Origin of the sequence: Flavobacterium chilense (assembly GCF_001602525.1) — a bacterium.
Taxonomy (GTDB): Bacteria; Bacteroidota; Bacteroidia; order Flavobacteriales; family Flavobacteriaceae; genus Flavobacterium; species Flavobacterium chilense.
On sequence record NZ_LSYT01000010.1, the window covers coordinates 69,388 to 95,570 of the forward strand.

The following is a 26,183-nucleotide window of genomic DNA, read 5'->3' on the forward strand; positions in this document are numbered from 1 at the left end:
TTTTTGTTAAAGATATAAAAATGTTTGATGCCCCATAATCTTCTTCAAATTAGTTGACAAATTTTATTTTATTTGTTAGTATTCTCCCCTAATCTGTCACTACATTTGTTTTTAAAACGAACCACTTTCCACAAACAAAAATCATAATTTATTAGTATGAAAAATGAAAGACCTCTAATATTAGTTACTAATGACGATGGTATTTTAGCTCCCGGAATCAGAACTTTAATAAGTATCATGGAAACTATTGGCGAAGTAGTTGTGGTGGCTCCGGACAAACCTCAAAGTGCAATGGGCCATGCTATAACCATAAACAATACGCTTTTTCTTGATAAGATTTCAAAAGAGGATGATGCAGTAGCAGAATACAGCTGTTCCGGAACTCCTGTTGATTGTGTAAAACTGGCAGTAAATGAAATACTAAAGAGAAAGCCTGATTTGTGTGTTTCGGGAATTAATCATGGCTCAAACTCCTCTATAAATGTAATTTATTCCGGCACAATGAGTGCAGCAGTTGAAGCAGGAATTGAAGGCATTCAGGCAATTGGTTTTTCTTTATTGGATTTTGACTGGAATGCCGATTTTGAACAAATAAAATCATTCGTTAAGAAAATTACTTTAGAAACTCTTAAAAACAAACTGCCTCCGGGTGTTGTGCTCAATGTTAATTTTCCAAAACTAAAAGAAGAAGATATTAAAGGAATAAGAATTTGCCGTCAGGCGAAAGCTTATTATGCGCAGAAATTTGACAAAAGACAAACTCCTTCGGGCAAAGATTATTACTGGCTTACTGGTAAATTCACTAATGAAGACAAAGGTGAAGATACAGACGAATGGGCTTTAGAAAATGGCTATATCTCTGTAGTTCCTGTACAATTTGACCTTACTGCCCATCATTCTATTCAACAACTTAATACCTGGAAATTAAATGAATAAAAAAGACTTATTGATTGGTTTTATAATTGGAATTTTCACATCGTTATTAGGCACTTATTTGTTCATCACTTTTTTTACAAAATTTGACATTTCGACTGGTATTCAACAGATAAGAGAACTTGGCTATTTAGGAAAAGTAATTACTATAGGTACTACTTTAGATCTTGCTGTTTTTTTAATTCTTCTAAAAAGAAATAAAGAATTTATAGCAAGAGGTGTTGTACTTGCTGTGATTGTTCTGGCTATTTCGACCTTATTTATTTAAATCTTATATTTGTCTTGCAAAAATTCTTTTGTGTTTAAACAACAGAATCATTCTTTTCAAAAAAATCAATATGAAGTATTACATAATAGCCGGTGAGGCATCTGGAGATCTGCATGGTTCAAATTTAATGAAAGCCTTATACGAGGAAGATCCTCAAGCCGAAATTAGATTTTGGGGTGGAGATTTAATGCTAAAAGTTGGTGGAACTTTGGTAAAACATTACAAAGAACTTGCTTTTATGGGTTTTATTGAAGTTGTTTTTAATTTAAAAACGATTTTAAACAATATAAAGATTTGCAAAAAAGACATCTTAGAATTTCAACCCGATGTTTTAATTTTTATTGATTACCCGGGCTTTAACATGCGTATCGCAAAATGGGCTAAGGCTTTAAATTATAAAACTCATTATTATATTTCTCCTCAAATTTGGGCGTGGAAAGAAAATCGTATTAAGGCAATTAAACACGATGTGGATAAAATGTTTGTGATTTTACCTTTCGAAAAAAGCTTTTACGAAGATAAACATCATTTTCCTGTAGATTTTGTTGGGCACCCTTTAATTGATGCGATTCAAAACCAGCCTGCATTTGACGAAGCTGTATTTAGAAAAGAAAACCAATTGGGCGAAAAACCTATTATTGCTATTTTACCCGGTAGCCGCAAACAGGAGATTACTAAAATGCTAAGCGTTATGCTAAGTGTTGTTAATGATTTTCAGGAATATGAATTTGTAATCGCAGGTGCACCAAGTCAGGATTTTGAGTTTTACCAGCAATTTATCAGTAATAAAAACATCAAATTTGTTTCGAATAAAACTTACGATTTACTTCGTTCTTCGACTGCCGCTTTGGTAACATCCGGAACGGCAACACTGGAAACTGCTCTTTTCAAAGTACCGGAAGTGGTTTGTTACAAAGGAAGTTCAATTTCGTATCAAATTGCAAAACGTATTATTACTTTAAAATATATTTCGCTTGTTAATTTAATTATGGATGAGGAAGTTGTTACTGAATTAATTCAGGGAGAATGCAACACTAAACGCATCAAAGAGGAGCTACAGAAATTACTTGAGCCAAATTATCGTGAAAAACTATTAAAGAATTATGACATTCTGGAACAAAAGTTAGGCGGAGTTGGTGCCAGCAAAAAAACAGCAAAACTTATTGTATCCGATTTAAAGCAAGCTTAAAACATTTTTGTTTTGAAGAAAATATACCTTTTAGCCCTTATAGCAATCGTTTTTGCTTCCTGTAAATCAACTTCTACTTCGGTTAGTAAAAATGAATCGAAACGGGAGCACAAATATATTGTCAACAATTTAATCGAACACGCTACTGATAATATTGGTGTTCGATACAAAGCTGGCGGAACAACAAAAAGTGGTTACGACTGCTCAGGATTGGTGTTTACGACTTTTGAATCTGAGAATATTAAATTACCCAGAAATTCATTTGAACAGGCAAAAGTTGGAAAAGTCATTAAATTTAGTGATGCTCAAAAAGGGGATTTAATTTTTTTCAGAACCAATAAAAGCAAACAAATTAATCATGTGGGCCTGATTGTTGAAGTTAATTCGAACGAGATTAAATTTGTTCATTCTTCTACTTCAAAAGGAGTTATTATATCTTCTACAAAAGAACCCTATTATCAAAATTCCTTTGCCCAAATCAACAGAATTGTTGAATAGAATGAATTAATCGAAATATATCTTTTTTCTTACATATTTTTTAATACTTTTAGATCATGAAAGTATTAGATTTCCCTTTAACCAAAATTTCAATTTGGTTTATCATTGGTATTTTAGTTTCTTATTATTGTCAACCTGCAATTACAATAATTGCTCCTGCGTTTATTTTTGGATTAATTGTATTTACAGTAGTTTATTTTTTATCAAAAAAAAGTAAAAAGCTACTTCCTTTCTTTGGAATAGCCACTTACTATATTTCATTTCTCATAGGAAGCTTAACTCTTATCTCCCATACCGATTCGCTTCAAAGTTCTAATTATATTCATTTCAAAAAAGCGTTCGAAACTCCTCAGACTATTACTTTTACCTTACGCGAAAAATTAAAAAGTAATAGTTACAACGATAGGTTTACTGCCTTAATCAGCACTATAAATGATGATCATTATTCAGGCAGGATTATCGTAAACATTCAAAAAGACAGTATTAAAAGTCCGTTAAAAATTGGCAGCATCATAAAAGCGCGTACTATTTTACAGCCTAACAAATCCAACAAAAATCCCAATCAATTTGATTACAGTAAATATCTTTCTGACAAACAAATTTACGCTCAGGTTTACCTAAATAAAGCTGAAATTTCAATAAACAAAAACGTTCAAAAAGACATTTGGTATTATTCAGGGCTTTTACATTCGCAGATACTTCAAAATCTGGAGAAATCAAATTTTAATAAAGCTGAAATGAATGTTGCCTTAGCTTTAATTTTAGGACAACAGCAAGAAATCTCATCAGATATTATTCAGGATTATCAATATTCAGGTGCCACACATATATTATCAGTTTCAGGGTTACATGTAGGTTTTATTATGCTTTTTATTAATTTTATTTTAAGACCAATTCCAAATACACGCAAAGGTTCTTTCATCAAATTAGTTTCTATTTTAATATCCTTAAGTCTTTTTGCGGTAATTTCAGGATTATCACCTTCTGTTTTGCGTTCAGTAGTCATGTTTTCTTTTTTAGCAGTTGGCAATCATTTACGAAGAACAGGGAATATTTATCACACTTTATTGGTTTCGCTTTTATTAATATTGCTTTTTGAACCGTACTTTTTATTTGATGTTGGTTTTCAATTGAGTTACATCGCTTTGTTTTCAATTGTATGGCTACAGCCTTTATTAAAAAACATCTGGACACCAAAACACAAAATCACGATATACATCTGGAATGCATTAACTGTTTCTTTTGCCGCTCAAATAGGCACACTTCCGCTATGTCTGTATTACTTTCATCAATTTCCCGGATTGTTTTTTGTAACCAATATTGTGATTATCCCAATTTTATCTTTTATCATGATCGCCGGTATTGTAGTAATGATTCTTGCGATGTTTTATCCTCCTCCATTATTTTTGATCGAAATTTTCGAGAAAAGTATTTATCTCCTTAATGAAACCATACATTGGGTTGCTTCGTTTGAATGGTTTGTAATACGGGATATCAGTTTTAATTCTTATTATCTGCTTACTTTCTACCTTATGATTATTTCTATCATTATTTGGTGGAAAAAACCGAATTATAACAAGTTCATCATTATGATGATCTCTATAATTCTGGCACAACTTTCTTTGATTTATACCAAAAAAGAGATCGAAAGCCAACATGAGATGGTTATTTACAATACAAAGAAAAGCACTTTAATTTCTGAAAGAGCTGGCAAAAACATTTCTATTTACTCGAACGACACCCTTTCTGTAAAAACATCAAAAAACAATGTTTTAAATTCTTATATCGTTGGAAATTTCGGCAATCTAAAGTCCGTTTCTAAAATCAAAAATGTTTTATATTTTGATAAACAAAAAATCCTAATCATTGACAGTTCCGGTATCTACGAAAGTAAAATTCAACCGGATATACTGATATTAACTCAGTCTCCAAAAATAAACCTGGATCGTATTTTACAGGATTTACATCCCCGAGTAATAATTTCAGATGCTTCAAATTCTTATGCTATCCAAAAAGCATGGAAAACAAGTTGTACTAAAAAGGGAATTTCTTTTCATGCCACAAGCGAAAATGGCTTTTATAAATTTGATAAAAACCAATAGCAGAATCACAAAAAAACCTTTTCATTTTGACAATGAAAAGGTTTTCTATACCGTAAACTTAGAAGCTTATCTTAAGGGTTTAAAAGCGAATTAGCATCAGAGATCCAAATCTTTGCTCCTCCTCTAAAAGGGACAAGGCCTACATTGTTAAAAGTAGTTTTACCTTTTTTAACCGAAGCAAACACCAAGCACGTTTGAGGCAACTCCTGGACACCCAAAGAATTTTTCAGTCTTACATTTTGATCTCTAACATTATCAGATATTTCGGCATCAGACAAATCCAGCTTCACCAGAATAACATTGTCACGGGACCAAACCGCAAAATCAGGAGTTACAAAAACTTCACTCTGAATTCTTGTCGATACTCCAGACGCAGTAAAATAAATTAGTAAAGGTTTTTTTTGTTCATCACTCATCACAATGGCATCATTCATATTAGTTTTCCAAACTAAATTTTGCGCCTGCATAAAAAATGAACCAAAAAAGAATAGTGGGATAAGTAGTTTTTTGGTCATAATAAATTCTTTAGTAGGTTAATGCGACTAAATTAACATAATATTCACACCAAACAAGCTTTATATAAACAAAAAATGACAAAAAATTAACAAAAACAGCAAATCACCAATAAAATTTCAGTTTTTTGTCGAAATGAAAAAAAATCACTCCATAAATAGCAATATCATATTGCGTAATAAAGAATTGTTCAAAAAAAATATCCCTTTCTACTCTGAAGCAAAAAGGGAATCTACAAATTAAACTAAATAAATTAATTTAAATTTAGTTATTCACTTGGGTGCAAAATTGCATTTGATTCTGCGATCCATGCTTTAGCACCTCCAGGTTTGTAAGCAATTTTCCCTAAGGCACTAAATGTAGTTTTGTTTTTTCGAACAGAAGCACTTGCAAAGCAAACTTCCGGCAGATCTTGTACTCCAAATGCATTTTTTAATTTTATATTTTGTTCTTTATCACTGTCATCTGCATTAATGTCTGATAAATCAAGTTTTACTAAAATAACGTTGTCTCTTGACCAGACTGCAAAATCAGGAGTTTTAAATATTTCGTTCTGAAGATTTTCTGGTACACCTGAGGCAGTGAATAGAATTAGCATTGGTTTTTTTTGTTCATTACTAATTGCGATAGCATCTGTCATGTTTGTTCTCCAAACTAGATTTTGTGCATGCATAAAAAATGAACCGAAAAAGAATAGTAGGATAAGTAATTTTTTGGTCATATTAATTCGTTTTTGGTTAGTATAGCAAGACGAAATTAACATATTATTTTAATTTTCCAATTTTTATTAATACAAAAAATACATTATATGTTTTTTTATTTATAATAAAATACCAAATATTTAATTTAAGCAAAATTAGTGATTAAGTTTTCTTACTAAACAAAAAAAGCTCCCTACAATTTACGCAGGGAGCTTTATCTATTTTTTTAAAGTATTTTTTCTTTTTATGATTTTTTTGGATGCACAATTCCTTCTGCAACTGTTAACCAGGCAGTCGGACCTCCGGCAACATAACCTGTTTGTCCTAAACCTTTAAAATTTACTTTACCATCTTTTGACTCGGCACTTGTAAAAAATACAGTTGGAAAACCCTGTATACCAAAAGCTTGCTGTAATTCGTTATTTTGATTTTTAAGCTCCGGTGTTTGTGGCGTTCTTCTAGGATAATCCAGTTCAACCAAAATAACATTATCTGTTGCCCATTTTTTAAACTCAGGAGTTTTTAAAACTTCATTTTGTAAACGAATACACCAACCACACCAATCACTTCCGGTAAAAAACATTAACAATGGTTTTTGTTCTTTATTACTTACAGTAATTGCCTCTCTTACATCAGTATACCATTTTAGTTCCTGTGCCTGCGTTGCAAATGCTCCAACTAAAAACAATGTTATTAAAAATATTTTTTTCATTTTTATTTTATTTTCAACAAATTTAAACAAAAAAAGAATTACAAAATGTCGTCTATTTTACTTCTTGCATTAATTTTCTAATAATTGGAGAAATTGCAATTAAAACAACTCCGGCAACTAGCGAATAAATAGCCAGTTGATAGTATCCTTCTGTATAAGATTGTAATTTAGAAAGCAATGTATCACCTGTGTTTGATCTTGAAATCTCAGCGCCTAGTTTTCCTGCTGCCAATTGCCCAAAAGCACTTGCCAGGAACCACAGTCCCATCATCATTCCAAACAATCTTTTTGGGGACAGTTTTGTAATAATTGACATTCCGATTGGCCCCAAACAAAGCTCTCCAATTGTAGTTACCAAATAAGCAAATGTAAATACATTCAATGACGCAACACCTTTTGAATCAGCAAAAAATCTAGTTAGGTAAAAGATATAAAAAGAAGCCGCCAGGAATAAAAATCCAATTCCAAATTTAATTAGCGTATTAGGCTCTAATTTTCTTTTTGCCAGCCAAAGCCATAACAATCCAACTATAGGACTTAAAACTACAACAAAAAAGGTATTAGAACTATTGTTCACCACGTTGGGATCAATTGTAAAAAACAACAATTTATCAGTAAGATTATCTTTTGCAAAAAGCGACAATGATCCACCACTTTGCTCATAAATTGCATTAAACAAAAAGTAGAAGAAGACAAATAAGAATGCTGCAAAAAGCTTTTTTTGCAATTTTACGTCTCCTAATTTAACCAATTCATAGGCAAAATATAAAACCGCAACTATACCAATTGTATACATGAAGTAATCTGTATAATCTGTATTTTTTACCATTATAAAAATGAATGGTAAACTTAATATAGATATAGCATATACGGCAATTTCACGAATTCTTCTTTTAGCCGGTTCTAAATTCAATAAAGGAGAATCTCCAATTGGTCCAAGGTGTTTTTTAGTAAACAAAAACGTTACCAAACCTAAAAACATTACTACTGCAGCAGACAAAAAACATAATTGCCATGAATAATATTTCCCCAGATAAACACACAAGGCACCACCAAAAAGTCCGCCTACATTTATACCGGCATAAAACATTCCGTAACCTGCATCTCTTCTGCCATCGTCTTCGTGGTACAACTCTCCAACCATTGAAGAAACATTAGGTTTAAAAAAACCTGTTCCAATGATAGAGAAAGCAATTCCATAATAAAAGAAATCATGGGGCGCAACAGCAATTAAAAGATTCCCCAGAATCATAACGATCCCTCCAAAAAACAATGATTTTTTAAATCCTAAAACTTTATCAGCAAAAATACCCCCAATAAAAGTAAAGGCATATACAAAGGCCTGAATAGCACCATATTGTTCGCTGGCATGATCTTCTTTTAGAAAAAGCTGATCTACCATAAAAATAACCAGAACACCTCGCATTCCGTAAAAACAAAAACGCTCCCACATTTCAACAAAAAACAAATACCACAATTGCTTTGGGTAATTGCCTTTAAAATTTTGAATTTCTTCTAAAGTGACTTTCTGCTCCATTTATTTATAAATAATTAATTAATTCCTCTTTCTTTCATCACTTTGTTAAGCTGCTTTACCAAAACAAACATCAGTACAGTTGCAAACATTAACAAGGCAAAATTTACCCAAAAAAAGTTGGCTTTATCATCGTAAGTATCCCACATACTTGCTAAAACCCCACTTAACTTATTTCCAATCGAAGTCGACAAAAACCAGCCTCCCATCATTAACGAAGTAATATTAACAGGGCTTAATTTGGATACTACAGATAATCCCATGGGACTTAAAAACAATTCTCCAATTGTTATGATTCCATAATTTGCCACTAACCACCAGGCACTAACTTTTTCTGCTCCGTTATTACCCATTTTTACAGCAGCGATCATTACCAAAACAGACAATGCCGAAATCAACAAACCGAAAGCAATTTTTGTAGGTGTTGAAGGCTCTTTTTTTCTGGCCCGTAAAAAGGAGAAAAATGCCACTATCAAAGGGGTTAATATGATAACCCATGCCGGGTTAATTGACTGACTTAAGTTTGTTGCCCAAAGATGCACCTTACCTCCTTCTGCAGGTAATTTTTCGGGAGCAACATTTCTAAAATATAAAGGATAATTTACTTCTTTCTTAACCACTCCGTTTTCTTTTTGCAAACGAAACTGATCATCATAAAGCTCGGTAGATTCCTTTTTGTATTCGACTTCTTTTGCCAATTTTAGTTTCGCAACAAGCTTACCGGTTGTCCCTGTTACTTCTCTGTCAGTATAACGATCTGCCCAGGTAGTAAGTGCCGAGCCATTCAACTTGAAGACTCCCCAAAATAAAATAACTACTCCAAAAATAGCAAGCAGAGCTCCAATTGATCGTTTATCTTCTGTTTTAGCCTTAAAATAAAGTGATCCGTAAAAGAAAACTATCGGAATACAGGCAAAAATAAAGGCATCTGTACTATCCGAACCAAAAATAGAACTATCCGGATTTGTTTCTGAAGCAACTCCTTTTATCAACCAGCCAATTGCTCCAAAAATAAAGGAGGGTAGTAAAATAAAAAGGATAATTTTATAAAATGGCATATCTCCTTCCTGTACTCCTTTTTTCTGGTCATATCCTACATAATGTTTTGTACCTAATAGAAACACAATAACTCCTATAAACATACCAACACCTGCGGCCATAAAAGCCCAATGCCAGCCTAAAAGAATCTGCAAAGCAGCTCCAAAGAAATTACAGATAAAACCTCCAACATTAATTCCCATATAGAAAATATTGTAGCCTTCATCTTTTTTGTCTTTATACTCTTCTTTTGAATAGAAACTGCCTAATAATGTAGAAATATTGGGCTTAAAAAAACCATTTCCAACAATTACCAAGGTCATGGCAATATAAAGCATTGTTATATCATGGATTCCCATTAAGAAGTAACCAATGCCCATTAAAATTCCGCCAAAAATAATAGATTTTCGATACCCTAAGTATCTATCAGCAATCAGTCCGCCAATAAATGGTGTCAGAAAAACCAATGCAATAAAAGTTCCGTACAAATCAGAGGCTTCTTTCTCGGTCATAGCAAAACCACTCTTTACATCTTTTAGATATAAAGTAAAGATCCCGATCATTAAGTAGTAACCAAAACGCTCCCACATTTCAGACAGAAACAAAAAAGGTAATGCTTTTGGGTGTTTTTTCCACATAACTATAAACTCTTAAAATTAAAATTACCTACAAGCCGAAACCTGTAGGTAATTTTTTATATATTATTATGATTATTTTTATCTAACACCATGCATCATTCTTTTTAGGAATGGAGTCAAAGCAAATAATATAATTGCAGCAATACCAGTTAAAACAACAAACACCATGAAAAACTCATATAGGTTATGAATTTCAAATCCAGCAAAAAAGTGGTTATGCGCACTAATCTGATGTTGTTCTAAAAGAGATAATTGTTCAGCGGTTGGTACTACTTTATTATCTAAAACAGCCTGAAGATCGATTCCTAATTCTTTTGCTTTTTCAAATTTATCTCCTGTTGCCGGAAGAATAGAACCTAAAGTTCCTCCTAAAGCATAACCTGAAGCATTCGACAAGAAAAATACCCCGTATAATAAAGACGCAAAACGTTTTGGAGATAATTTACCAACTAATGACAAACCAATTGGAGATAAACACAACTCAGCACATGTATTTAAGAAATATAACAAGATAAGCCATTTCACTAATAGCAATCCTGAAGTTCCAATATAAGAAACCTGAGTAGCAATCATAAAGAAACTAATCGAAATCACTACCAGACCAACAGCTAATTTTACCGGAGAAATAGGTTCTTTACCTTTAGCTCTCAAAGTATCCCATAGTATACTAAAAGGTACTGCCAGTAAAACTACAAATAATCCGTTAAAAATCTGAACCATTGATGGAGGCATTTGCCATCCAAAGAAATTTCTATCGGTTTGATTGTCGGCAATAAAAGTCAAAGATGATCCGGCTTGCTCAAAAGCAGCCCAGAAGAAGATTATAAAAAACGAAACAATGTAGATTACAAAAATCCTGTCTCTTTCGATTTTAGTTAATGAAGAATCAGAAACAATTAATCCTGCCAATGAAATACCACTTGAATAAATCAAAGTATAAATTAAATTCTGCCCTACTACATAGTGAAAAAAGAATCCTAATGCAATAAATGCGATTCCTGCAATAGTCAAAGATTTACCAGAAAAATTAGCTTTTTGCGCTTCTCCTTCTTCAAAATCAGATGCTTCATTTTTAGAAGGCAAACCTCCTAATGGTCTTCCTTCCGGAGAAACCACATATTTATTTTTTAAAAAGTAAAAAAGTAGTGTTCCTAATAACATTGCAACAGAAGCCGCAAGGAATCCCCATCTAAAAGCATGAATATCTCTAATTCCGCCTGCATCTTTTACATCTCCTAATATAGGGCAAATAGACTGACCCAAAAATGCTCCGATGTTAATACCCATATAGAAAATAGTAAAGGCACTATCTAACTTCGTTTTTTCTTGTTTTGGATATAAACTTCCTACCATACTTGAAATGTTTGGCTTGAAGAATCCGTTACCAAAAACAATAACCCCTAATGCAGAATACATGATGATTTTTGCCAAACCTAAATTAGACTCGAAAACACTTCCACTGGTAAATAATAACAATTGTCCAATTGCCATTAATAATCCCCCCAGAATGATACAGTTTCTGTTTCCTAAGAAACGGTCGGCTACAAAACCTCCCAACATTGGTGTTAGATAACAAAGTCCAAGGAAACCTCCATAAATTAAAGACGCTTCTTCTTCCTTCATCAATAATGAATTCACAAGAAATAAAGTTAATAAGGCTCGCATTCCATAAAAATTGAACCGCTCCCACATCTCCGTTCCAAACAATACCCAAAGTCCTTTTGGATGTGCGGTTTTTACTTTAGTTTCTTCCATATTATTCATTATTTGTTTAAGGTTAAATTTGATTTAAATTATAAATTTTCTTTGATAAAGTTAGTCATTTTATTATAAAGCTGAATTCTCGTTGCACCACCATAAATCCCGTGGTTTTTATCCGGATATATCTGAGAATCAAACTGTTTATTTGCCTGAATTAACGCTTCCATCATTTGCATTGAGTTTTGTACATGAACATTATCATCACCTGAACCATGAATCAATAAAAACTTACCTTTTAATTTGCTCACATGATTTATTGGAGAGTTCTGATCGTATCCGCTTGCATTTTCCTGAGGTGTCTGCATGTATCTTTCTGTGTAAACACTGTCATAAAAACGCCAGTTTGTTACCGGAGCAACTGCAATTGCCATTTTGAAAACATCGTTCCCCTGAAAAATACAGTTTGATGCCATAAAACCACCATAGCTCCACCCGAAGATTCCAATTCTTGATGCATCAACATATGGATAAGCTCCAATTACTTTTGCAGCATCAATCTGATCTTCTACTTCGTATTTTCCTAATTCTTTTTGGGTTACTTTTTTGAAATCAGCACCTTTAAAACCAGTACCTCTTCCATCAACACAAGCTACAATGTAACCTTGTTGTGTAAGCGATAAAAACCAGTAATCATCGCTGTTGTTCCAATCGTTGTTTACCTGTTGTGATCCCGGACCAGAATATTGGTACATAAAAACTGGATATTTTTTAGAAGGATCAAAATCTTTAGGCTTCAAAATCCAGGCATTCAGCTCGTTTCCTTTGGCTGTTTTTAATACTAAAAATTCTTTTGCAGGAAGATTATATGCTTTTAATTTATCAGCAAGAGCCTGATTATTTTCTATAACCTGAATCTCTTTTCCTGTTTTAGCTTCGTTTAAAGTATAAGTCGTAGGCTGTAAATTACTTGAGAAAGTTGTAATGAAATATTGGAAATTAGGGCTAAAAGTCGCTGCACTTGTTCCAACCTTAGAAGTTAAACGTACTTTGTTCTTTCCGTCTAAACCAATTCTGTAAAGATCTCTGTTGATAGAACCATTTTCTGTAGACTGATAGAAAATAGTTTTTGTTTTTTCATCAAAACCGTAGTATGAAGTTACTTCCCAGTTTCCTTTTGTAACCTGATTTTTTAGTTTTCCGGTTTTATCATACAAGTAAATATGATTAAATCCGTCTTTTTCGCTTGTCCAGATAAAGCTGTTATCTTTTAAGAAAGTCAAATTGTCTGTAACATCTACATAAGCTTTGTCTTTTTCATTCAAAACTACTTTAGCTGTTGCGGTAGTTCCGTCGACAAATAACAAGTCCAGATTATCCTGATGACGGTTTAGAACTTGTGCTGATAAAATATTAGCATCATTTGTCCATTGTAATCTTGCAATGTAAAAATCGTTGTAATTTCCTAACTGTACTTTTTTAGTAGCATTACTTGCTGCATCATAAATATGTAAGGAAACCTCAGAGTTTTTTTCACCTGCTTTAGGATATTTGAATGTTTCGATTGTTGGGTATAAATCTTTATGAAACATTGACATTGAAAATTCCGGAACGGCACTTTCGTCAAAACGAATATAAGCTAGTTTTTTACTGTCTTTACTCCAGTCAAAAGCACGTACAAAAGCAAATTCTTCTTCATAAACCCAGTCCGTGATACCATTGATTACTGCATTTTTCTTTCCATCAGTTGTAACAGCTGTTGATTTTTTAGATGCTACATCATAAACATACAGATTGTTTTCTCTGGCATAAGCAATTTTAGTTCCGTCTGGTGAGAAAGTTGGCTCCTGTATCTGAAAATCAAAAAGTTTTGTCAATGATTTTGAAGTTATATCATATAAGAAATAATCAGCTGTAAAAGAGTGACGGAAAATTTTATTGGAATGACAGGCAATTAAAATCTTTTTTTCTGAAGCATCAAAAGTGTAGCTGTCGATTCCGTCAGCAAGTGACGGATGATTTTTTGTATCGATTAGATTTGATACCTTTTTTAGTGTAGCAAAATCATACAAATCGATTTGCATGCTCCTGCTTCCCTGATCTACATTTAAAACAGTGTACTGATCTGTGTTTTTTAAGGATTGTAATTCATCCATTCCTTTTGCGCGAAATACTCCATTAAAAATATTTTCGACAGATATTTTTTGTTGACCAAAAACAGTAGCTACTAACAACAAAAATATAACAGTAATTTTACTTCTATTCATCAGAATTATTTTAAATATAAAAAAGAGCCCAATTTTAGTAAAAAAAATAAACATAATACACATTTTAAGTGTTAAATGTTAAAAAAAATAACGATTGCGCTTTTTCAATTTTCAAATACATTGCAATCAAAAGTCTTAAAATGGTATCTTTGCCGCAACTTTATTATTTAAAATACTGAGAATGAACAACGCTGTTGCCGGATTTTCTAAATTATCCAAAAAAGAAAAAATAAACTGGATCGCCAATACTTACTTTTCAACGCCTGAAGAAGCACTTACTATTATAAGAAATTACTGGAATTCAGACGAAAAGCTTCAACAACTGCATGATGAATTTATAGAGAATACGATTACCAATTTATATATTCCGCTTGGAGTTGCACCTAATTTTCTTATCAACGGAGAATACAAAACCATTCCAATGGCAATTGAGGAGAGTTCTGTTGTTGCTGCGGCATCAAAAGCAGCAAAATACTGGTCTACAAGAGGTGGTTTTAAGGCAACAGTAATTGATACTGAGAAAATTGGCCAGGTACATTTTACTTTTAATGGAGATGCCGAAAAACTTCATTCTTTCTTTGACCAGATCAAGCCTAAATTTTTCTCAGAGACGCAAAGCATTACCAAAAATATGCAACAACGTGGAGGCGGAATTTTAGATATTAAACTAAAAGACAAACGAAGTTTGCTTGAAAATTACTTTCAGCTTCATGCTACTTTTGAAACTAAAGACAGCATGGGGGCAAATTTCATTAACTCTTGTCTGGAACAATTTGCAACGACTTTAAAAGATGAGTTTCAAAATTCGGATTTGTTTTCTGAAGACGAATCTGTAAAAGTAATTATGAGCATTTTATCGAATTATGTTCCAAATTGTATTGTAAGAGCTGAAGTTTCCTGCCCAATAGAAGATTTAACCGAAAAACACATTCCAAATCCTCAGGAGTTTGCCGAACGTTTTTTACAGGCTGTTCAAATTGCCGAAGTGGAACCTTTTAGAGCCGTTACACACAATAAAGGTATTATGAATGGTGTTGACGCTGTAATTCTGGCAACCGGAAATGATTTTAGGGCTGTAGAAGCCGGAGTACATGCTTATGCTTCTAAAAACGGACAATACGCAAGTTTATCTCACGCAAAAATCGAAGACGGAATTTTTACTTTCTGGCTTGAAATTCCTTTAGCACTTGGAACTGTTGGCGGGTTAACTTCATTACATCCTTTAGTAAAACTATGTTTTGATATACTTGAAAAACCTTCTGCTCAGGAGTTGATGCAAATTGTAGCGGTTGCTGGTTTAGCTCAAAATTTTGCAGCTTTACGTTCTTTAACTACTACCGGAATCCAGGAAGGTCACATGAAGATGCACTTAAATAACATCATCAATCAATTTGAAGCTACGGATGATGAACGTCATTTGATTAAATCTCATTTTAAGAAAAATGCAGTTTCTCATAGTGCTGTAGTTGAATTTATTGAAAATCTAAGAAAATAATAAGAAGCTTAATCCCGTTATTCGTTACAACCTTTTTTACTTAAACAAAGTTTACGGAACTCCAATTAAAGTAAAAGTTAAACGAATAATTGAGGCTAAAAAAATACGTATGCAAACAACTTTTTATAGTAACGGAAAGTTATTTATCTCAGGAGAATATTTAGTTCTTGATGGTGCTGATGCTTTTGCGCTGCCTACTAAATTTGGTCAAAACTTAGTAGTTGAACCTGGAAAAAATCAAACTATCGAATGGAAAAGTTACGACTACGACAATCAACTTTGGTTTGAAAATTCTATTTCATTTGATGAAATTATAAACCCTTCCAAATCAGAGGTCGAAACTGTAAAAACAACTTTAATCAATATTTTACACGAGGCTTATCTTTTAAATCCGGAATTTATTAATCAAGCAAAGGGATACCAAATTACAACAAACCTTACTTTTCCAAGAAACTGGGGATTAGGGACATCATCTACCTTAATTAATAATATTTCGCAATGGACTAAAATTAATGCCTTCACACTGCTTAGAAACAGTTTTGGAGGTAGTGGTTACGATATTGCCTGTGCACAGAACGATACGCCTATTCTTTATAAAATAGAAAACAATACTGTAGAACCGGTTCGTTTTACCCCTGATTTCACTAAAAATATCTTCTTTGTTTACCTAAACAAAAAACAGAATAGCAAAGCAGCAATTCATGCATACAACAATAATAAATATCATAATCTGGCTCAAAGTGTAATTGAAAACAATAAAATTACGGAGGCTATTTTGAACGCTAAAACCTTAAAGGAATTTGCTCTTGCTGTTGAAAAACACGAGATTCATCTGAGTAACATTCTTGAAATACAAACCATAAAAGAAATTGCTTTTCCTGATTTTAATGGTGTTGTTAAAAGCCTTGGAGCATGGGGAGGTGATTTTGTAATGGCTGTTTCAAAAGAAAACCCTACTGCTTATTTTACCTCCAAAGGTTACGAAACAATACTATCCTATGATGAGATGATTTTACAGGAATAAATTGCAATCAGCGAATTATTTTAAAATAAAAAAGTGAATTAAAAATTCACTTTTTTATTTTTTACAGGTTTTGTCTCGAGTCGTCTAACTTTTTGAGTTTCGAGTTCATTCGATTCAATGAGAGTATTATGCAATCGCTCTGCCATTTTTTCGATACTATTGGTAATCGAATCATAAACGACTTCCATCCTGCGGTGTTTCTCTTCCTTTATAGCCTTTAAAACATCTTCTACAAAGATTTTATCATACTTCTCTGCAACAGAATCACGTGTATTGGTTAAACGAATAACATAATCATTACTCAATACCGTAACCTTAAAATGTTGCTCTTCATTACTTAAATAATACTTTCCCCCCAGCTCATCAACATTGATGTCTGTAGCGGGCAGTTTTAAAAGTTCTGTAATTATTCCAAAAATGTGATTCTCAATTTTAGAATACACCCTGGGTTTTCTTTTCAACAATTTAAACATAAATATCAAACATCTGATTATTAAAATATTTACTCATCATTATTTTGTATACGTTTTACTATTTTCTGATTCAACAAAAATTTTACTAAAATAAAAAATCAAACAAATTAACTGTAATATTCTGAATATCACAAACTTTTTAATAATATTTCTACCATTCTGCTATAACTTAAGAAAAGGAGTTCGTTTCATCACTAAAAGCAATTCCGTAATTTATACAAGCAAAGAAAAACCCGAAACATTCAGAAGAATGTTTCGGGTTTCTTATTATAATTAACCTTTTACTTACTAGAAACTAGTAGTTAAATTGTAATCTGTTATCTTCAATTTTAGCATTGCTTTTTAAAGCTGGTAAAACTCTGCTTGCATCAGATGCGCTTTGAGCTTTTACTTTAGCTACATATTCAGCATGATTAGGAAGTGCAGGTGCTTTTATAGTACTAATGTTTTTTACAACATAAACTCCTGTATTCCCTTCAATTGGTGCAGAAATTTTGTTTGGTGTTAATGCAAACGCATTACCTACAACTTTTGGCTCTTGTCCTACTCCACCTGGTAAAACCGGGTTCTCCATAGTAACATTAGCTGCTTGTTGAACTGTTACACCAGCACTTTTAGCTACAGCTTCGATTGTAGAACCTGTCATTTTAGCTTTTAAGATTTCAGCTTTTTTCTTGTTTTTCAAGATTGACTCAACATAAGGTCTTGCCAAGGTAACTGATACTAAACCTGATTTGTTTTCGCTTTTGTATTGTGCAATTACGTGCCCAATATTAGCTAATTCAAAACGTTTTACATCACCAACGCTAGTTTCTTTATCAAATGCCCATCTGATGATGTTACGTTGGTTTCCTAAAGGACCAAATGCTTCATCCATTGCTTTTGCAGTTACGGGAGCAGCAACTTTTAATCCTAATTCTTTTGCTGTAGCAGCAAAATCTTTATCTGCAGCAGCCATTTCAAATTTGGTTGCTAATGTAAATACTTTATCAGAAGTAGCTTCAGAAGGCTCAATTTTTTGAGCGATTGTAGCTAAACGAATTCCGTCTTGTTTATCTGTGATTTTGATAATGTGAAATCCAAAAGGAGTTTCAACTAAACCAACTTTTCCAATTCCGTTATTGAATACAAAATCATTAAATGGTTTTACCATTTGGTTTGGACCAAAATATCCTAAATCCCCACCTTGTTGTGCAGATGAATCATCAGAACTTGTAAAAGCCAACATCATGAAACTATCAGGGTTTGCCTGAACCTGAGCTAAAATTTCTTCTGCTTTAGCTTTAGCTTCTTCTTTAGTTCTTTTTTCTTTTGGGTTTGGAGTCTGAGATCCTTCATAACCAATTAAGATATGACTTGCTTTTGCATTAACACCAGCTTTAAATCCTAAAGATTTAGAAATCGCATAATATTTTCCGTAAACGTATGGTCCGTAAATTGCTCCTGCAGGTAAGCTGAATAATTTATCAGCATCAACAGCCGGTAAAGCATTTTTAGGCACATAAGTAGAATCGTAAGGTACATCAGAATTTGAGTTTACAAATTCAGCAATGTTAGTTGCATTTTTAAAACCTGGCAATGTATCGTTTTTACCTGTTTTTGCATTGTACTCTACTCTTCCGTTTAAAAGTGCAGTGATTTTAGCTTTAATTTCAGCTTCGTCTTCTTTTGAAGCTTTGTCTTCTACTAAAACATATTGAATTTCACGAGTTGCATCCGCTTTGAATTTTTTCTCGTTTTTCTTCATATAGTCTACAATTTCTGAATCAGAAATTTTTACTTCACTGTCTTTAATAGAAGAATATAATGCAGCAGCATAAGCAAAGTTTACTTTGTTAGCTTCCATTTCATATTTCAGTTTTCCTTCACTAGCAGTTGTGTATAGTCCTGATTTTATTAATGTATTGTAGATTTGAAATTTTGCATTTAATTCAGCATCTTTTTCTTTGTCAGCAATATATTGTGCTGCTTCCGGGTTCGTTTTAAAGTATTCTTTAAACTTTACCACATCAAACATACCTGCTGCGTTCAGAAACATTGGGTTTTTACCAATATTTGGATCTGACTTTAAAACTTCGATTAAGTGTTTTTCTCCAACTCTTAATCCTAATTTATCAAACTGAGCAGATAATAATGCAATTGAAACCTCTTGATCCCAAACTCTGTTTGCAGCTTCAGTGGAAGTAATTCCTTGACCACTTTTTTCAACATTACTAACTTTTACTCTAAAGTCTTCAAATGAAATATCTTTTCCATCGATGCTTCCCACATCTTTTGAACTTTGACCAAATGTTCCTCTAGTGAATAGATCTTGTATTATAAATGCAAATAATGCAAGTGCAATAACTCCTATCAATAAAGCGGAACGCTGTCTAATTTTTGCTAAAACTGCCATTTTATTATCGTTAATTTTATATTCAGTTTGCGAAAATACAATTATCTAGTTAATAACAATACAACTAGCGTTTTATTTTCAACATTTTTTTTTATTAATTTAAAAAATCACTCTTTTATTGTCAATTTGACTAATTCAATTTTCTTATTTGTGGCTTCTTCTATCACAAAATGATAGTTATCAATCACTATTTCATCTCCTTTTTGAGGGATTTCTTTGGTGTGATTCACAATAAATCCTCCTAAAGTTCCATATGAATCTTCTTCAGGAATCATTAATTTATAGGTTTCATTTAGGTACTCTACATCTAAACGGGTCGAAAACAAATACTTGCCTTCACTTAGTTCTTCTTCAATTAACTCTTCATCCAGATCATGTTCATCTTCGATCTCGCCAAAAAGTTCTTCTACAATATCTTCTATTGTAATAATACCCGAAGTTCCGCCGTATTCATCCAGAACAACTGCTACATTTTTTCGTTTTTTGATCAGCAAATTCAAAGCGTCTTTAATCAAAATAGTTTCTGGAACGAATTCAACCGTCATTAAAACTGATTTTATTGTCTTGGGCTTTTTAAATAAATCGAATGAATGTACATACCCTACAATATCGTCAACAGAATTTTGACTTACCACAATTTTAGAGTAACCGGTTTCAATAAATAACTCTTTAAGATCTGTAATACTGTCAAACAAATCGATATCGACAATTTCTGTTCGCGGCGTCATAATATCACGCGCTTTCACTCCTGAAAATTCTAATGCATTTTGAAAAATCTGAATTTCCGAATCTACTTCTTCATCATCTTCAACAGAATTCATTTGCTCTGTAATGTAATTTCCGAGTTCTATTTTACTAAAATACAATTGCACCTGATCACCTTCTGTTTTGAAAAATTTTCGCAACACAAAATCCGAAATCCAGATAAAAAAAGTAGAGATGTAATAAAACAACCTGTAGAATAAATAGGCAGGAATTGCAAAAACCTTAATCAGGGAATTGGCATAAATCTGAAAAAACACTTTAGGAAAAAATTCAGCAGTAATCAAAACTATAAAAGTCGAAATTGTAGTCTGAATCAACAGGCTTGTCACGTTTGAAAAATGAAATCCAAAACTGATCATACAGTTCAGAATCAAATCTCCCATATAAAAACCATATACTACCAATGCCACATTGTTACCAATAAGCATTGCAGCAATAAACTTTGAAGGATTCTCTGTAAGTCTGGTCAGGATTTGGGATATAAAATTATCCTGTTTCTTTTCGATTTCAAGATAAATTTTATTTGAAGAAATAAAAGCTATTTCCATTCCCGAAAAAAAGGCTGATAGTATTAAACATAGTATTATAATACTAATTTCCATTTTTACTGTTTTTTATTACGTTCGTCAAACTTCCTGACAAATTTTCTTCTAAAGAAAAACATGAAGATAGCCATACCTGCAATTACAAAACTCAAAGGATAGGACTCATTGTTTGCGTTTAGCTTTACGATTGCGTCGTAAATAAAGTAAACTGCAAAAGCAATGTAAACGTATTGTGTATATTTTAAATAACCCATAATATGTATTTTATTCGTTTGATTCTATTTCGCCAGACACTCGCTGCGAATTAATCACTTTAAAATCTTTGCTAAAATCTATTCCTTGTCCGTATGAAACCCCTTTAGCATCTGTTAATTTGAACTTTCTTTCGGTATAAAACCATTCGTTTTTCTGATCAAAATACAGTTGTTCTGTTTCCAGCGTCTGACCTGCTTCTGATCTGATTTTAACTTTTCCCTGCAAATCAATTATCCCTGTTTGCTTGTATGAAACGGCATAATTTGCTGTTATAAAAGTACGTTTTTCTTTTTTATCGTATAAGGTAACATCAATTCCTTTAGGAAATTCTGTAAACGGAAAATCAAGATTAGAGTAGTCCAGCATTTTTGAACTTTTCAACACTCCTGTTATACGTCCTGAATCTGTATACTTAACATTAACAGTATCGGCATCACTGCCCGGAACAAACTCTGAGAAGTTAATTTTCTGAACTTCTTTAAAATTACTTTCGCATCCAAAAAACAGTGTCACAGCAAAAACTGTGACAACGCTTATAATATATCTCTTTGGTAAATTCATTTGCCAAATGTAGTAAATTGTAATGAGCTTAGAAAAACATAAATACTTATGCTTAATTGAATTTACTTTTCACGAACCATCTGTCGTTAAATGAGAAACTCAGACTGAATTTAAAATAGTTTTCCTGTACTAAATCTGCACTGGTTGTACCTCTTTTACCAAATTCTAATCCAACATTCACGTTAGAAAAAGAACCATTTCCAAGCGGAATTCCGGCTCCTAAAGTCATCCCAACATCTTTAATCGATTCGTTGTTCACGATTAGACCCAGTTTTTCATATTTTAATCCGGCTCTGTACGTGATTCGGCTTAACTGACTTGTAAATGACGCGTAGTTAGGAATATAATATCCACCAATCGCATATTTTTGATACTTTTCGTAGCTTACATTACTTGCTGCGTTGTAATAATTTGCAAGTTGTCCGTTACCCTGAAAAGCCACTGTAGTACCAATAAGCCATTTTCTTGCTTCTCCTATACCTGCACCAAATGTAATTTTATTTGGTAATTTCAAATTATCTTCATGAGCGGGAACTTCATAAGGATCCGGATCACCGTCTACTGCAATAACTCTTGTACTATTTGAATTAAGTGTACTGGCGAAAGTATAATTTAAACTTGTGAACAAACTTAATTTTTTATCAATTTTTGTCTGATACATTGTACCAATATTAAAACTAACACCAGATAACTCTGAAGCATTCGTTTCTTTGGTTGCATTTTGAACTCCTGTAACCAGCTCTATACTTGTGGTTGTAATTTTACCAAAATTATATTGGGCATCTGCACCAATCGTCCAGTTCTTTTTAATTTTATAACCTAATCCAAAAAACACTCTGTTTACACCACCTTTTCCCTGAAGTTGTGTACTTGTTGCATTTTGAGTATCTGTATTATCATTTTGAATTTTATACCCAACTGATGTTACCGGAATTAAACCAAATGCCGCACCAAATTTTCCCATTGGAATTCCTAATGCCAAATAGTCAAAAGTGGCTCTTTGTGCTTTTTCAGATTTGTCAGTTGTTTTTAATGTCGAAGTTCCAAAAGACCCTCCCACTGTAAATGTTGTTTGTCCCAAACTTGCATAACTTGCCGGATTTTCAATATTTAAGTGAATACTATCCTGTTCTACTGCAACTCCTGCCATAGATCTGTTTTCAAGAGTTCCTTTAAATCTGGTATCACCAATCCCAAAAAAAGAATAAGGAGAAGCAGTACCCTGCTGAGCAAATGAAACGAACGAGATAAGCAAACATGCGCTTACTATAATTTTTTTAATCATTGTCGATTTTATATTGAAATGTTTGGTTCAAACTCTCCAAAAGGAAATTTGAATTGGCAAATATGGTATTTTTTAATCGTTTAGCCAAAAATTCTGCATCTCCTCCCGTTAAAATTATTATAAAATTTGAAAAGTTTGCCCGATATTCATCGATAAAACCGTCAATCTCATAGACGAAGCCATTTACAACTCCTGAGTGAATCGCCTGTGCCGTTGAGTTTCCTATATAAAGTTCCGGTACTTCAAAAGTCAGTAAAGGCAGTTTGGCTGTGTAGTTATGTAATGCTTCGTAGCGCAATCTAAGCCCCGGAGAAATCGCTCCACCTAGATAATTGTCATTTTCGTCGATAAAATCGTAGGTAATACAAGTTCCGGCATCCACTACCAGTCTGTTTTGTTTTGGAAATTGCAAAGTCGCTCCGGCTGCCAAAACCATTCTGTCGATTCCTAATGTTTTTGGAGTGGCATATTTATTTGCAAAGGGAAAAACATCTTCATGTGTTAAAAAATGAATGTTGAGCTGATTTTCGAAAGTCAGGAAAGATTGTTTTTCAACACTCCCAACTGAGGCAACAACCAAATCAGAACAATTCTGAAATTTTTCTAAAATTTTTTTAATTTTTTTTTCGAGTTCGTTCTTCTCAAAAACAAAATTTTCAAGAATTATATTTCCCTCAAATACAGCAGCTTTAATTCGGGTATTACCAACATCAACCGTTAAAATCATATTTACTTTTTTACCATTGCGAAGATACGAATTGATTTTTCTAAAAAAATGTTTTGGATAAACGAAAAATGATTCTATATTTGCACCCGCAATGAGCACAACATGGTACCTTAGCTCAGATGGTAGAGCAATGGACTGAAAATCCATGTGTCCCTGGTTCGATCCCTGGAGGTACCACCAAAACCCGAATAGCAATATTCGGGTTTTTTGTTTTTATATCTTTCTTGATTTAGCTACAAAGTTCCTTAAATATTTACGCAAAGTTTATTTTTAAGCTTAACACATTCTAAGGTTAAAATATCAAAGCATTACCTATAATAGCAACGGTCCATTATACTAAATATATCTTGAACCAATTCAATATTAGCATTTGATGTTACTATTTCATATGGATTATTAAAAGGAGAATAATACTGAACTATCTTTTCATCATTATGTCTTATTTCTAATATATATAATGATGCATGTCCATGATCACGTATACAATTTTGATAGTAACTCTCTTTTTTCAAAATTCCTAAGATCTTTTTTAGGCTCATTTTTTCTTCTAAAGTAAGAATTACCGCCTCTGTTAAATTTTTTCTTTTTTTGACAGCATTAAATCCTTTATCAAAATCAACTATTAAAAAAGTCGCATTTTTAAAACCTTCATTCCAACGACACATAAGGATTCCGTTTTTTATTTTATCAAAATCTTCAAACTGATTGACATTAAAATATGAAGAAGAATAAAATGCTTTATAATTTGAAGCCAAATCTTCTGGAGGAACAGTTGAAACACTGCATTCACTTTTATTATACATTATCTCTTTTCGGGCTGTGCATGCACTTAAAACACAAAAAACAATTAACAACCCAATTTCCTTTTTCATAATAATTTTAAAATTTTACTAATTGTTTAATACACTTCAAATATAAATTAAACAGTTAAATCTTATAAGTCAAATTTTAAGTTGTTTTTGTTAAAAAAGTATTAACTGAATAAAAAAATATCTTATATATTCGTAAAAACATATTTTTAACTTTCATTTACTAATAAGACATCAAACCAGTTTTATGAACAAAACTTCTACTAAGGGCATTTGGAAAGTAATTTCAGCTTCTTCTATGGGCACCATGATTGAATGGTATGATTTCTATATTTTTGGCAGTTTAGCCGTTGTTATTTCAACCAAATTCTTTCCTAGCGATAATCCAACTGCAGCCTTTTTATCGACTTTGGCTACCTTTGCAGCCGGATTTGTAGTTAGGCCGTTTGGAGCTTTATTCTTTGGAAGACTTGGAGATATTATTGGCCGTAAGTATACTTTTATGGCTACTTTATTATTAATGGGCGGTTCTACTTTTTTAATTGGCTGTATTCCGAGTTATGAAACTATTGGTTTTTTGGCCCCTTTATTGGTCTTAATTCTTCGTTTGTTACAAGGTCTTGCGCTTGGCGGCGAATATGGCGGCGCAGCTACTTATGTTGCAGAACATGCTCCGGTTGGTCAAAAAGGATATTGGACTTCCTGGATTCAGACTACTGCAACGGTTGGTTTATTTATTTCTTTAATGGTCATTTTAGCCACAAAAAATACTTTATCAGCTGAAGATTTTGACTCCTGGGGATGGCGTGTTCCGTTTTGGGTTTCGATTGTGATGGTTGGTGTTTCCTATTTAATTCGTAAAAATATGGATGAATCTCCTGTTTTTGCTAAAGCTAAAAAAGAAGGAACTACAAGTACAAATCCTTTAAAAGAAAGTTTTGGAAACCGATACAACTTAAAGTTTGTTTTACTAGCGTTGTTTGGCGCCACAATGGGACAGGGTGTTATTTGGTACACCGGGCAATTCTATGCCATGAGTTTTATGAAAACCGTTATGAATATAGATTCCTCTCAGGTTGACGGATTACTTGGAATTGCTTTATTAATAGGAACTCCGTTTTTTATTGTTTTTGGATGGCTGAGCGATAAAGTTGGACGAAAACATATTATGATGCTCGGCATGCTGCTTGCTATTTTTTGCTACAGGCCTATTTATAAGATGATGTACAATACTACTGATGTAAGTGGTAAAACCGAAATTGTAGAAAAAAGAAGTCAAAATACAGAGACAACAAAAAATAATGATGTAATTACCACAATTTCAAAAACCTATACTGACGGAACTTCGTATGTAGAGAAGAAGACAACTTTTAATAATAAAAAAGAACCTCAAAGTCATATCTCGATCAACATTAACTCTAGTGATGAATGGACATTGATTTTATTGGTTTTTATTCAGGTTTTATTTGTAACTATGGTATACGGTCCAATTGCAGCCTTTTTAGTGGAAATGTTTCCAACAAAAATACGATATACTTCGATGTCGCTTCCTTATCATGTTGGGAATGGCATTTTTGGAGGCTTACTCCCAGCCATCTCAACTTATTTTGTTACGCACGCCAAGAATTCAGGAAAGCCTGACTACTATCTCGACGGACTTTGGTATCCTATCATCATTGCTTCTGTTTGCTTTGTAATTGGCATGATCTATATCGATAATAAAAACAAAACTAATCACCTTTAATTATATTTTAAATT

At 32.7% G+C, this 26,183-nt stretch carries 23 protein-coding genes and 1 tRNA gene; 9 read left to right on the plus strand and 15 right to left on the minus strand.

Going from position 1 to position 26,183, the window contains the following annotated elements; genetic code table 11:
- Positions 1-156 precede the first annotated feature (156 nt).
- From surE to A4F88_RS20885, 5 genes are all read left to right on the plus strand, one after another.
- Positions 157-936: a 5'/3'-nucleotidase SurE gene (gene surE, locus A4F88_RS20865; protein WP_068844709.1), complete on the plus strand. Its 780-nt coding sequence runs from the start codon at positions 157-159 to the stop codon at positions 934-936.
- Positions 929-1,201, plus strand: coding sequence for a hypothetical protein (locus tag A4F88_RS20870; protein ID WP_068844710.1), 273 nt, complete (start codon positions 929-931; stop codon positions 1,199-1,201). The genes surE and A4F88_RS20870 overlap by 8 nt, the downstream gene beginning before the upstream one ends.
- A 70-nt stretch (positions 1,202-1,271) precedes the next feature.
- Complete coding sequence (gene lpxB / locus A4F88_RS20875; RefSeq protein ID WP_068844711.1) at positions 1,272-2,390, plus strand: lipid-A-disaccharide synthase; 1,119 nt, start codon at positions 1,272-1,274, stop codon at positions 2,388-2,390.
- Between the two features lie 12 nt (positions 2,391-2,402).
- Positions 2,403-2,888, plus strand: a complete 486-nt coding sequence (locus tag A4F88_RS20880) for a C40 family peptidase (protein ID WP_068844712.1) — start codon at positions 2,403-2,405, stop codon at positions 2,886-2,888.
- 56 nt (positions 2,889-2,944) lie between these two features.
- Entirely contained in the window at positions 2,945-4,990 is a 2,046-nt protein-coding gene (locus A4F88_RS20885) for a ComEC/Rec2 family competence protein (protein ID WP_068844713.1), read from the plus strand.
- Between the two features lie 71 nt (positions 4,991-5,061).
- Here A4F88_RS20885 and A4F88_RS20890 read toward each other — a convergent pair whose 3' ends face one another.
- The 7 genes from A4F88_RS20890 to A4F88_RS20920 all read right to left on the minus strand — a co-directional run bounded on the left by A4F88_RS20890 (position 5,062) and on the right by A4F88_RS20920 (position 14,091).
- Positions 5,062-5,505 carry a thioredoxin domain-containing protein gene (locus A4F88_RS20890; protein ID WP_068844714.1) on the minus strand — a complete coding sequence of 148 codons (444 nt, stop codon included), beginning with the start codon at positions 5,503-5,505 and terminating at the stop codon, positions 5,062-5,064.
- Positions 5,506-5,771: 266 nt separating this feature from the next.
- A complete protein-coding gene (locus A4F88_RS20895) occupies positions 5,772-6,224 on the minus strand; it encodes a thioredoxin domain-containing protein (RefSeq protein ID WP_068844884.1) in 453 nt (150 codons plus the stop codon).
- A gap of 224 nt (positions 6,225-6,448) precedes the next feature.
- A complete protein-coding gene (locus A4F88_RS20900; protein WP_068844885.1) occupies positions 6,449-6,916 on the minus strand; it encodes a thioredoxin family protein in 468 nt (155 codons plus the stop codon).
- A gap of 52 nt (positions 6,917-6,968) precedes the next feature.
- On the minus strand, positions 6,969-8,453 hold the full coding sequence (locus A4F88_RS20905; protein ID WP_068844715.1) for a peptide MFS transporter: 1,485 nt from the start codon (positions 8,451-8,453) through the stop codon (positions 6,969-6,971).
- A gap of 14 nt (positions 8,454-8,467) precedes the next feature.
- A complete protein-coding gene (locus A4F88_RS20910; RefSeq protein ID WP_068844716.1) occupies positions 8,468-10,126 on the minus strand; it encodes a peptide MFS transporter in 1,659 nt (552 codons plus the stop codon).
- 78 nt (positions 10,127-10,204) lie between these two features.
- Positions 10,205-11,881, minus strand: coding sequence for a peptide MFS transporter (locus tag A4F88_RS20915; RefSeq protein WP_068844886.1), 1,677 nt, complete (start codon positions 11,879-11,881; stop codon positions 10,205-10,207).
- A gap of 38 nt (positions 11,882-11,919) precedes the next feature.
- Positions 11,920-14,091, minus strand: a complete 2,172-nt coding sequence (locus tag A4F88_RS20920) for a S9 family peptidase (protein WP_068844887.1) — start codon at positions 14,089-14,091, stop codon at positions 11,920-11,922.
- Positions 14,092-14,272: 181 nt separating this feature from the next.
- Here A4F88_RS20920 and A4F88_RS20925 point away from each other — a divergent pair, with 181 nt between their 5' ends.
- Both A4F88_RS20925 and A4F88_RS20930 read left to right on the plus strand, forming a co-directional pair.
- Positions 14,273-15,586, plus strand: a complete 1,314-nt coding sequence (locus A4F88_RS20925) for a hydroxymethylglutaryl-CoA reductase, degradative (RefSeq protein ID WP_068844717.1) — start codon at positions 14,273-14,275, stop codon at positions 15,584-15,586.
- Between the two features lie 109 nt (positions 15,587-15,695).
- Entirely contained in the window at positions 15,696-16,610 is a 915-nt protein-coding gene (locus tag A4F88_RS20930; protein ID WP_068844718.1) for a GYDIA family GHMP kinase, read from the plus strand.
- 38 nt (positions 16,611-16,648) lie between these two features.
- Here the strand turns inward: A4F88_RS20930 and A4F88_RS20935 are convergent, their stop codons facing one another.
- The 7 genes from A4F88_RS20935 to A4F88_RS20965 all read right to left on the minus strand — a co-directional run bounded on the left by A4F88_RS20935 (position 16,649) and on the right by A4F88_RS20965 (position 23,616).
- Complete coding sequence (locus A4F88_RS20935) at positions 16,649-17,053, minus strand: hypothetical protein (protein WP_245179185.1); 405 nt, start codon at positions 17,051-17,053, stop codon at positions 16,649-16,651.
- 325 nt (positions 17,054-17,378) lie between these two features.
- Entirely contained in the window at positions 17,379-19,478 is a 2,100-nt protein-coding gene (locus tag A4F88_RS20940; protein WP_068844720.1) for a peptidylprolyl isomerase, read from the minus strand.
- A 107-nt stretch (positions 19,479-19,585) separates the two neighbouring features.
- Positions 19,586-20,845 carry a hemolysin family protein gene (locus A4F88_RS20945; protein ID WP_068844721.1) on the minus strand — a complete coding sequence of 420 codons (1,260 nt, stop codon included), beginning with the start codon at positions 20,843-20,845 and terminating at the stop codon, positions 19,586-19,588.
- A gap of 2 nt (positions 20,846-20,847) precedes the next feature.
- Positions 20,848-21,042: a hypothetical protein gene (locus A4F88_RS20950; protein WP_068844722.1), complete on the minus strand. Its 195-nt coding sequence runs from the start codon at positions 21,040-21,042 to the stop codon at positions 20,848-20,850.
- A 10-nt stretch (positions 21,043-21,052) separates the two neighbouring features.
- Positions 21,053-21,604 (minus strand): LPS export ABC transporter periplasmic protein LptC, encoded by a 552-nt coding sequence (gene lptC / locus A4F88_RS20955; protein ID WP_068844723.1) that lies wholly within the window; start codon positions 21,602-21,604, stop codon positions 21,053-21,055.
- A 52-nt stretch (positions 21,605-21,656) separates the two neighbouring features.
- Positions 21,657-22,889: a BamG family beta-barrel-assembly machinery protein gene (gene bamG / locus A4F88_RS20960; protein ID WP_068844724.1), complete on the minus strand. Its 1,233-nt coding sequence runs from the start codon at positions 22,887-22,889 to the stop codon at positions 21,657-21,659.
- Positions 22,882-23,616 carry a type III pantothenate kinase gene (locus A4F88_RS20965; protein ID WP_068844725.1) on the minus strand — a complete coding sequence of 245 codons (735 nt, stop codon included), beginning with the start codon at positions 23,614-23,616 and terminating at the stop codon, positions 22,882-22,884. The genes bamG and A4F88_RS20965 overlap by 8 nt, the downstream gene beginning before the upstream one ends.
- 104 nt (positions 23,617-23,720) lie before the next feature.
- Here A4F88_RS20965 and A4F88_RS20970 point away from each other — a divergent pair.
- Positions 23,721-23,796, plus strand: a tRNA-Phe gene (locus tag A4F88_RS20970).
- A 128-nt stretch (positions 23,797-23,924) separates the two neighbouring features.
- On the opposite strand, the gene A4F88_RS20975 is transcribed toward A4F88_RS20970, so the two are convergent.
- Positions 23,925-24,488, minus strand: coding sequence for a hypothetical protein (locus A4F88_RS20975; protein WP_143155072.1), 564 nt, complete (start codon positions 24,486-24,488; stop codon positions 23,925-23,927).
- 184 nt (positions 24,489-24,672) lie between these two features.
- On the opposite strand from A4F88_RS20975, the gene A4F88_RS20980 reads away from it, so the two are divergent.
- Entirely contained in the window at positions 24,673-26,169 is a 1,497-nt protein-coding gene (locus A4F88_RS20980) for an MFS transporter (protein WP_068844727.1), read from the plus strand.
- Positions 26,170-26,183: the final 14 nt, after the last annotated feature.

What these genes read in the sequence shown, in the direction of transcription:
- surE (WP_068844709.1), top strand. Translation starts at nt 157, where the DNA reads ATGAAAAATGAAAGACCTCTAATATTAGTTACTAATGACGATGGTATT.
- A4F88_RS20870 (WP_068844710.1), top strand. Translation starts at nt 929, where the DNA reads ATGAATAAAAAAGACTTATTGATTGGTTTTATAATTGGAATTTTCACA.
- lpxB (WP_068844711.1), top strand. Translation starts at nt 1,272, where the DNA reads ATGAAGTATTACATAATAGCCGGTGAGGCATCTGGAGATCTGCATGGT.
- A4F88_RS20885 (WP_068844713.1), top strand. Translation starts at nt 2,945, where the DNA reads ATGAAAGTATTAGATTTCCCTTTAACCAAAATTTCAATTTGGTTTATC.
- A4F88_RS20890 (WP_068844714.1), bottom strand. Translation starts at nt 5,505, where the DNA reads ATGACCAAAAAACTACTTATCCCACTATTCTTTTTTGGTTCATTTTTT.
- A4F88_RS20895 (WP_068844884.1), bottom strand. Translation starts at nt 6,224, where the DNA reads ATGACCAAAAAATTACTTATCCTACTATTCTTTTTCGGTTCATTTTTT.
- A4F88_RS20900 (WP_068844885.1), bottom strand. Translation starts at nt 6,916, where the DNA reads ATGAAAAAAATATTTTTAATAACATTGTTTTTAGTTGGAGCATTTGCA.
- A4F88_RS20905 (WP_068844715.1), bottom strand. Translation starts at nt 8,453, where the DNA reads ATGGAGCAGAAAGTCACTTTAGAAGAAATTCAAAATTTTAAAGGCAAT.
- A4F88_RS20910 (WP_068844716.1), bottom strand. Translation starts at nt 10,126, where the DNA reads ATGTGGAAAAAACACCCAAAAGCATTACCTTTTTTGTTTCTGTCTGAA.
- A4F88_RS20915 (WP_068844886.1), bottom strand. Translation starts at nt 11,881, where the DNA reads ATGGAAGAAACTAAAGTAAAAACCGCACATCCAAAAGGACTTTGGGTA.
- A4F88_RS20920 (WP_068844887.1), bottom strand. Translation starts at nt 14,091, where the DNA reads ATGAATAGAAGTAAAATTACTGTTATATTTTTGTTGTTAGTAGCTACT.
- A4F88_RS20925 (WP_068844717.1), top strand. Translation starts at nt 14,273, where the DNA reads ATGAACAACGCTGTTGCCGGATTTTCTAAATTATCCAAAAAAGAAAAA.
- A4F88_RS20930 (WP_068844718.1), top strand. Translation starts at nt 15,696, where the DNA reads ATGCAAACAACTTTTTATAGTAACGGAAAGTTATTTATCTCAGGAGAA.
- A4F88_RS20940 (WP_068844720.1), bottom strand. Translation starts at nt 19,478, where the DNA reads ATGGCAGTTTTAGCAAAAATTAGACAGCGTTCCGCTTTATTGATAGGA.
- A4F88_RS20945 (WP_068844721.1), bottom strand. Translation starts at nt 20,845, where the DNA reads ATGGAAATTAGTATTATAATACTATGTTTAATACTATCAGCCTTTTTT.
- A4F88_RS20950 (WP_068844722.1), bottom strand. Translation starts at nt 21,042, where the DNA reads ATGGGTTATTTAAAATATACACAATACGTTTACATTGCTTTTGCAGTT.
- lptC (WP_068844723.1), bottom strand. Translation starts at nt 21,604, where the DNA reads ATGAATTTACCAAAGAGATATATTATAAGCGTTGTCACAGTTTTTGCT.
- bamG (WP_068844724.1), bottom strand. Translation starts at nt 22,889, where the DNA reads ATGATTAAAAAAATTATAGTAAGCGCATGTTTGCTTATCTCGTTCGTT.
- A4F88_RS20965 (WP_068844725.1), bottom strand. Translation starts at nt 23,616, where the DNA reads ATGATTTTAACGGTTGATGTTGGTAATACCCGAATTAAAGCTGCTGTA.
- A4F88_RS20975 (WP_143155072.1), bottom strand. Translation starts at nt 24,488, where the DNA reads ATGAAAAAGGAAATTGGGTTGTTAATTGTTTTTTGTGTTTTAAGTGCA.
- A4F88_RS20980 (WP_068844727.1), top strand. Translation starts at nt 24,673, where the DNA reads ATGAACAAAACTTCTACTAAGGGCATTTGGAAAGTAATTTCAGCTTCT.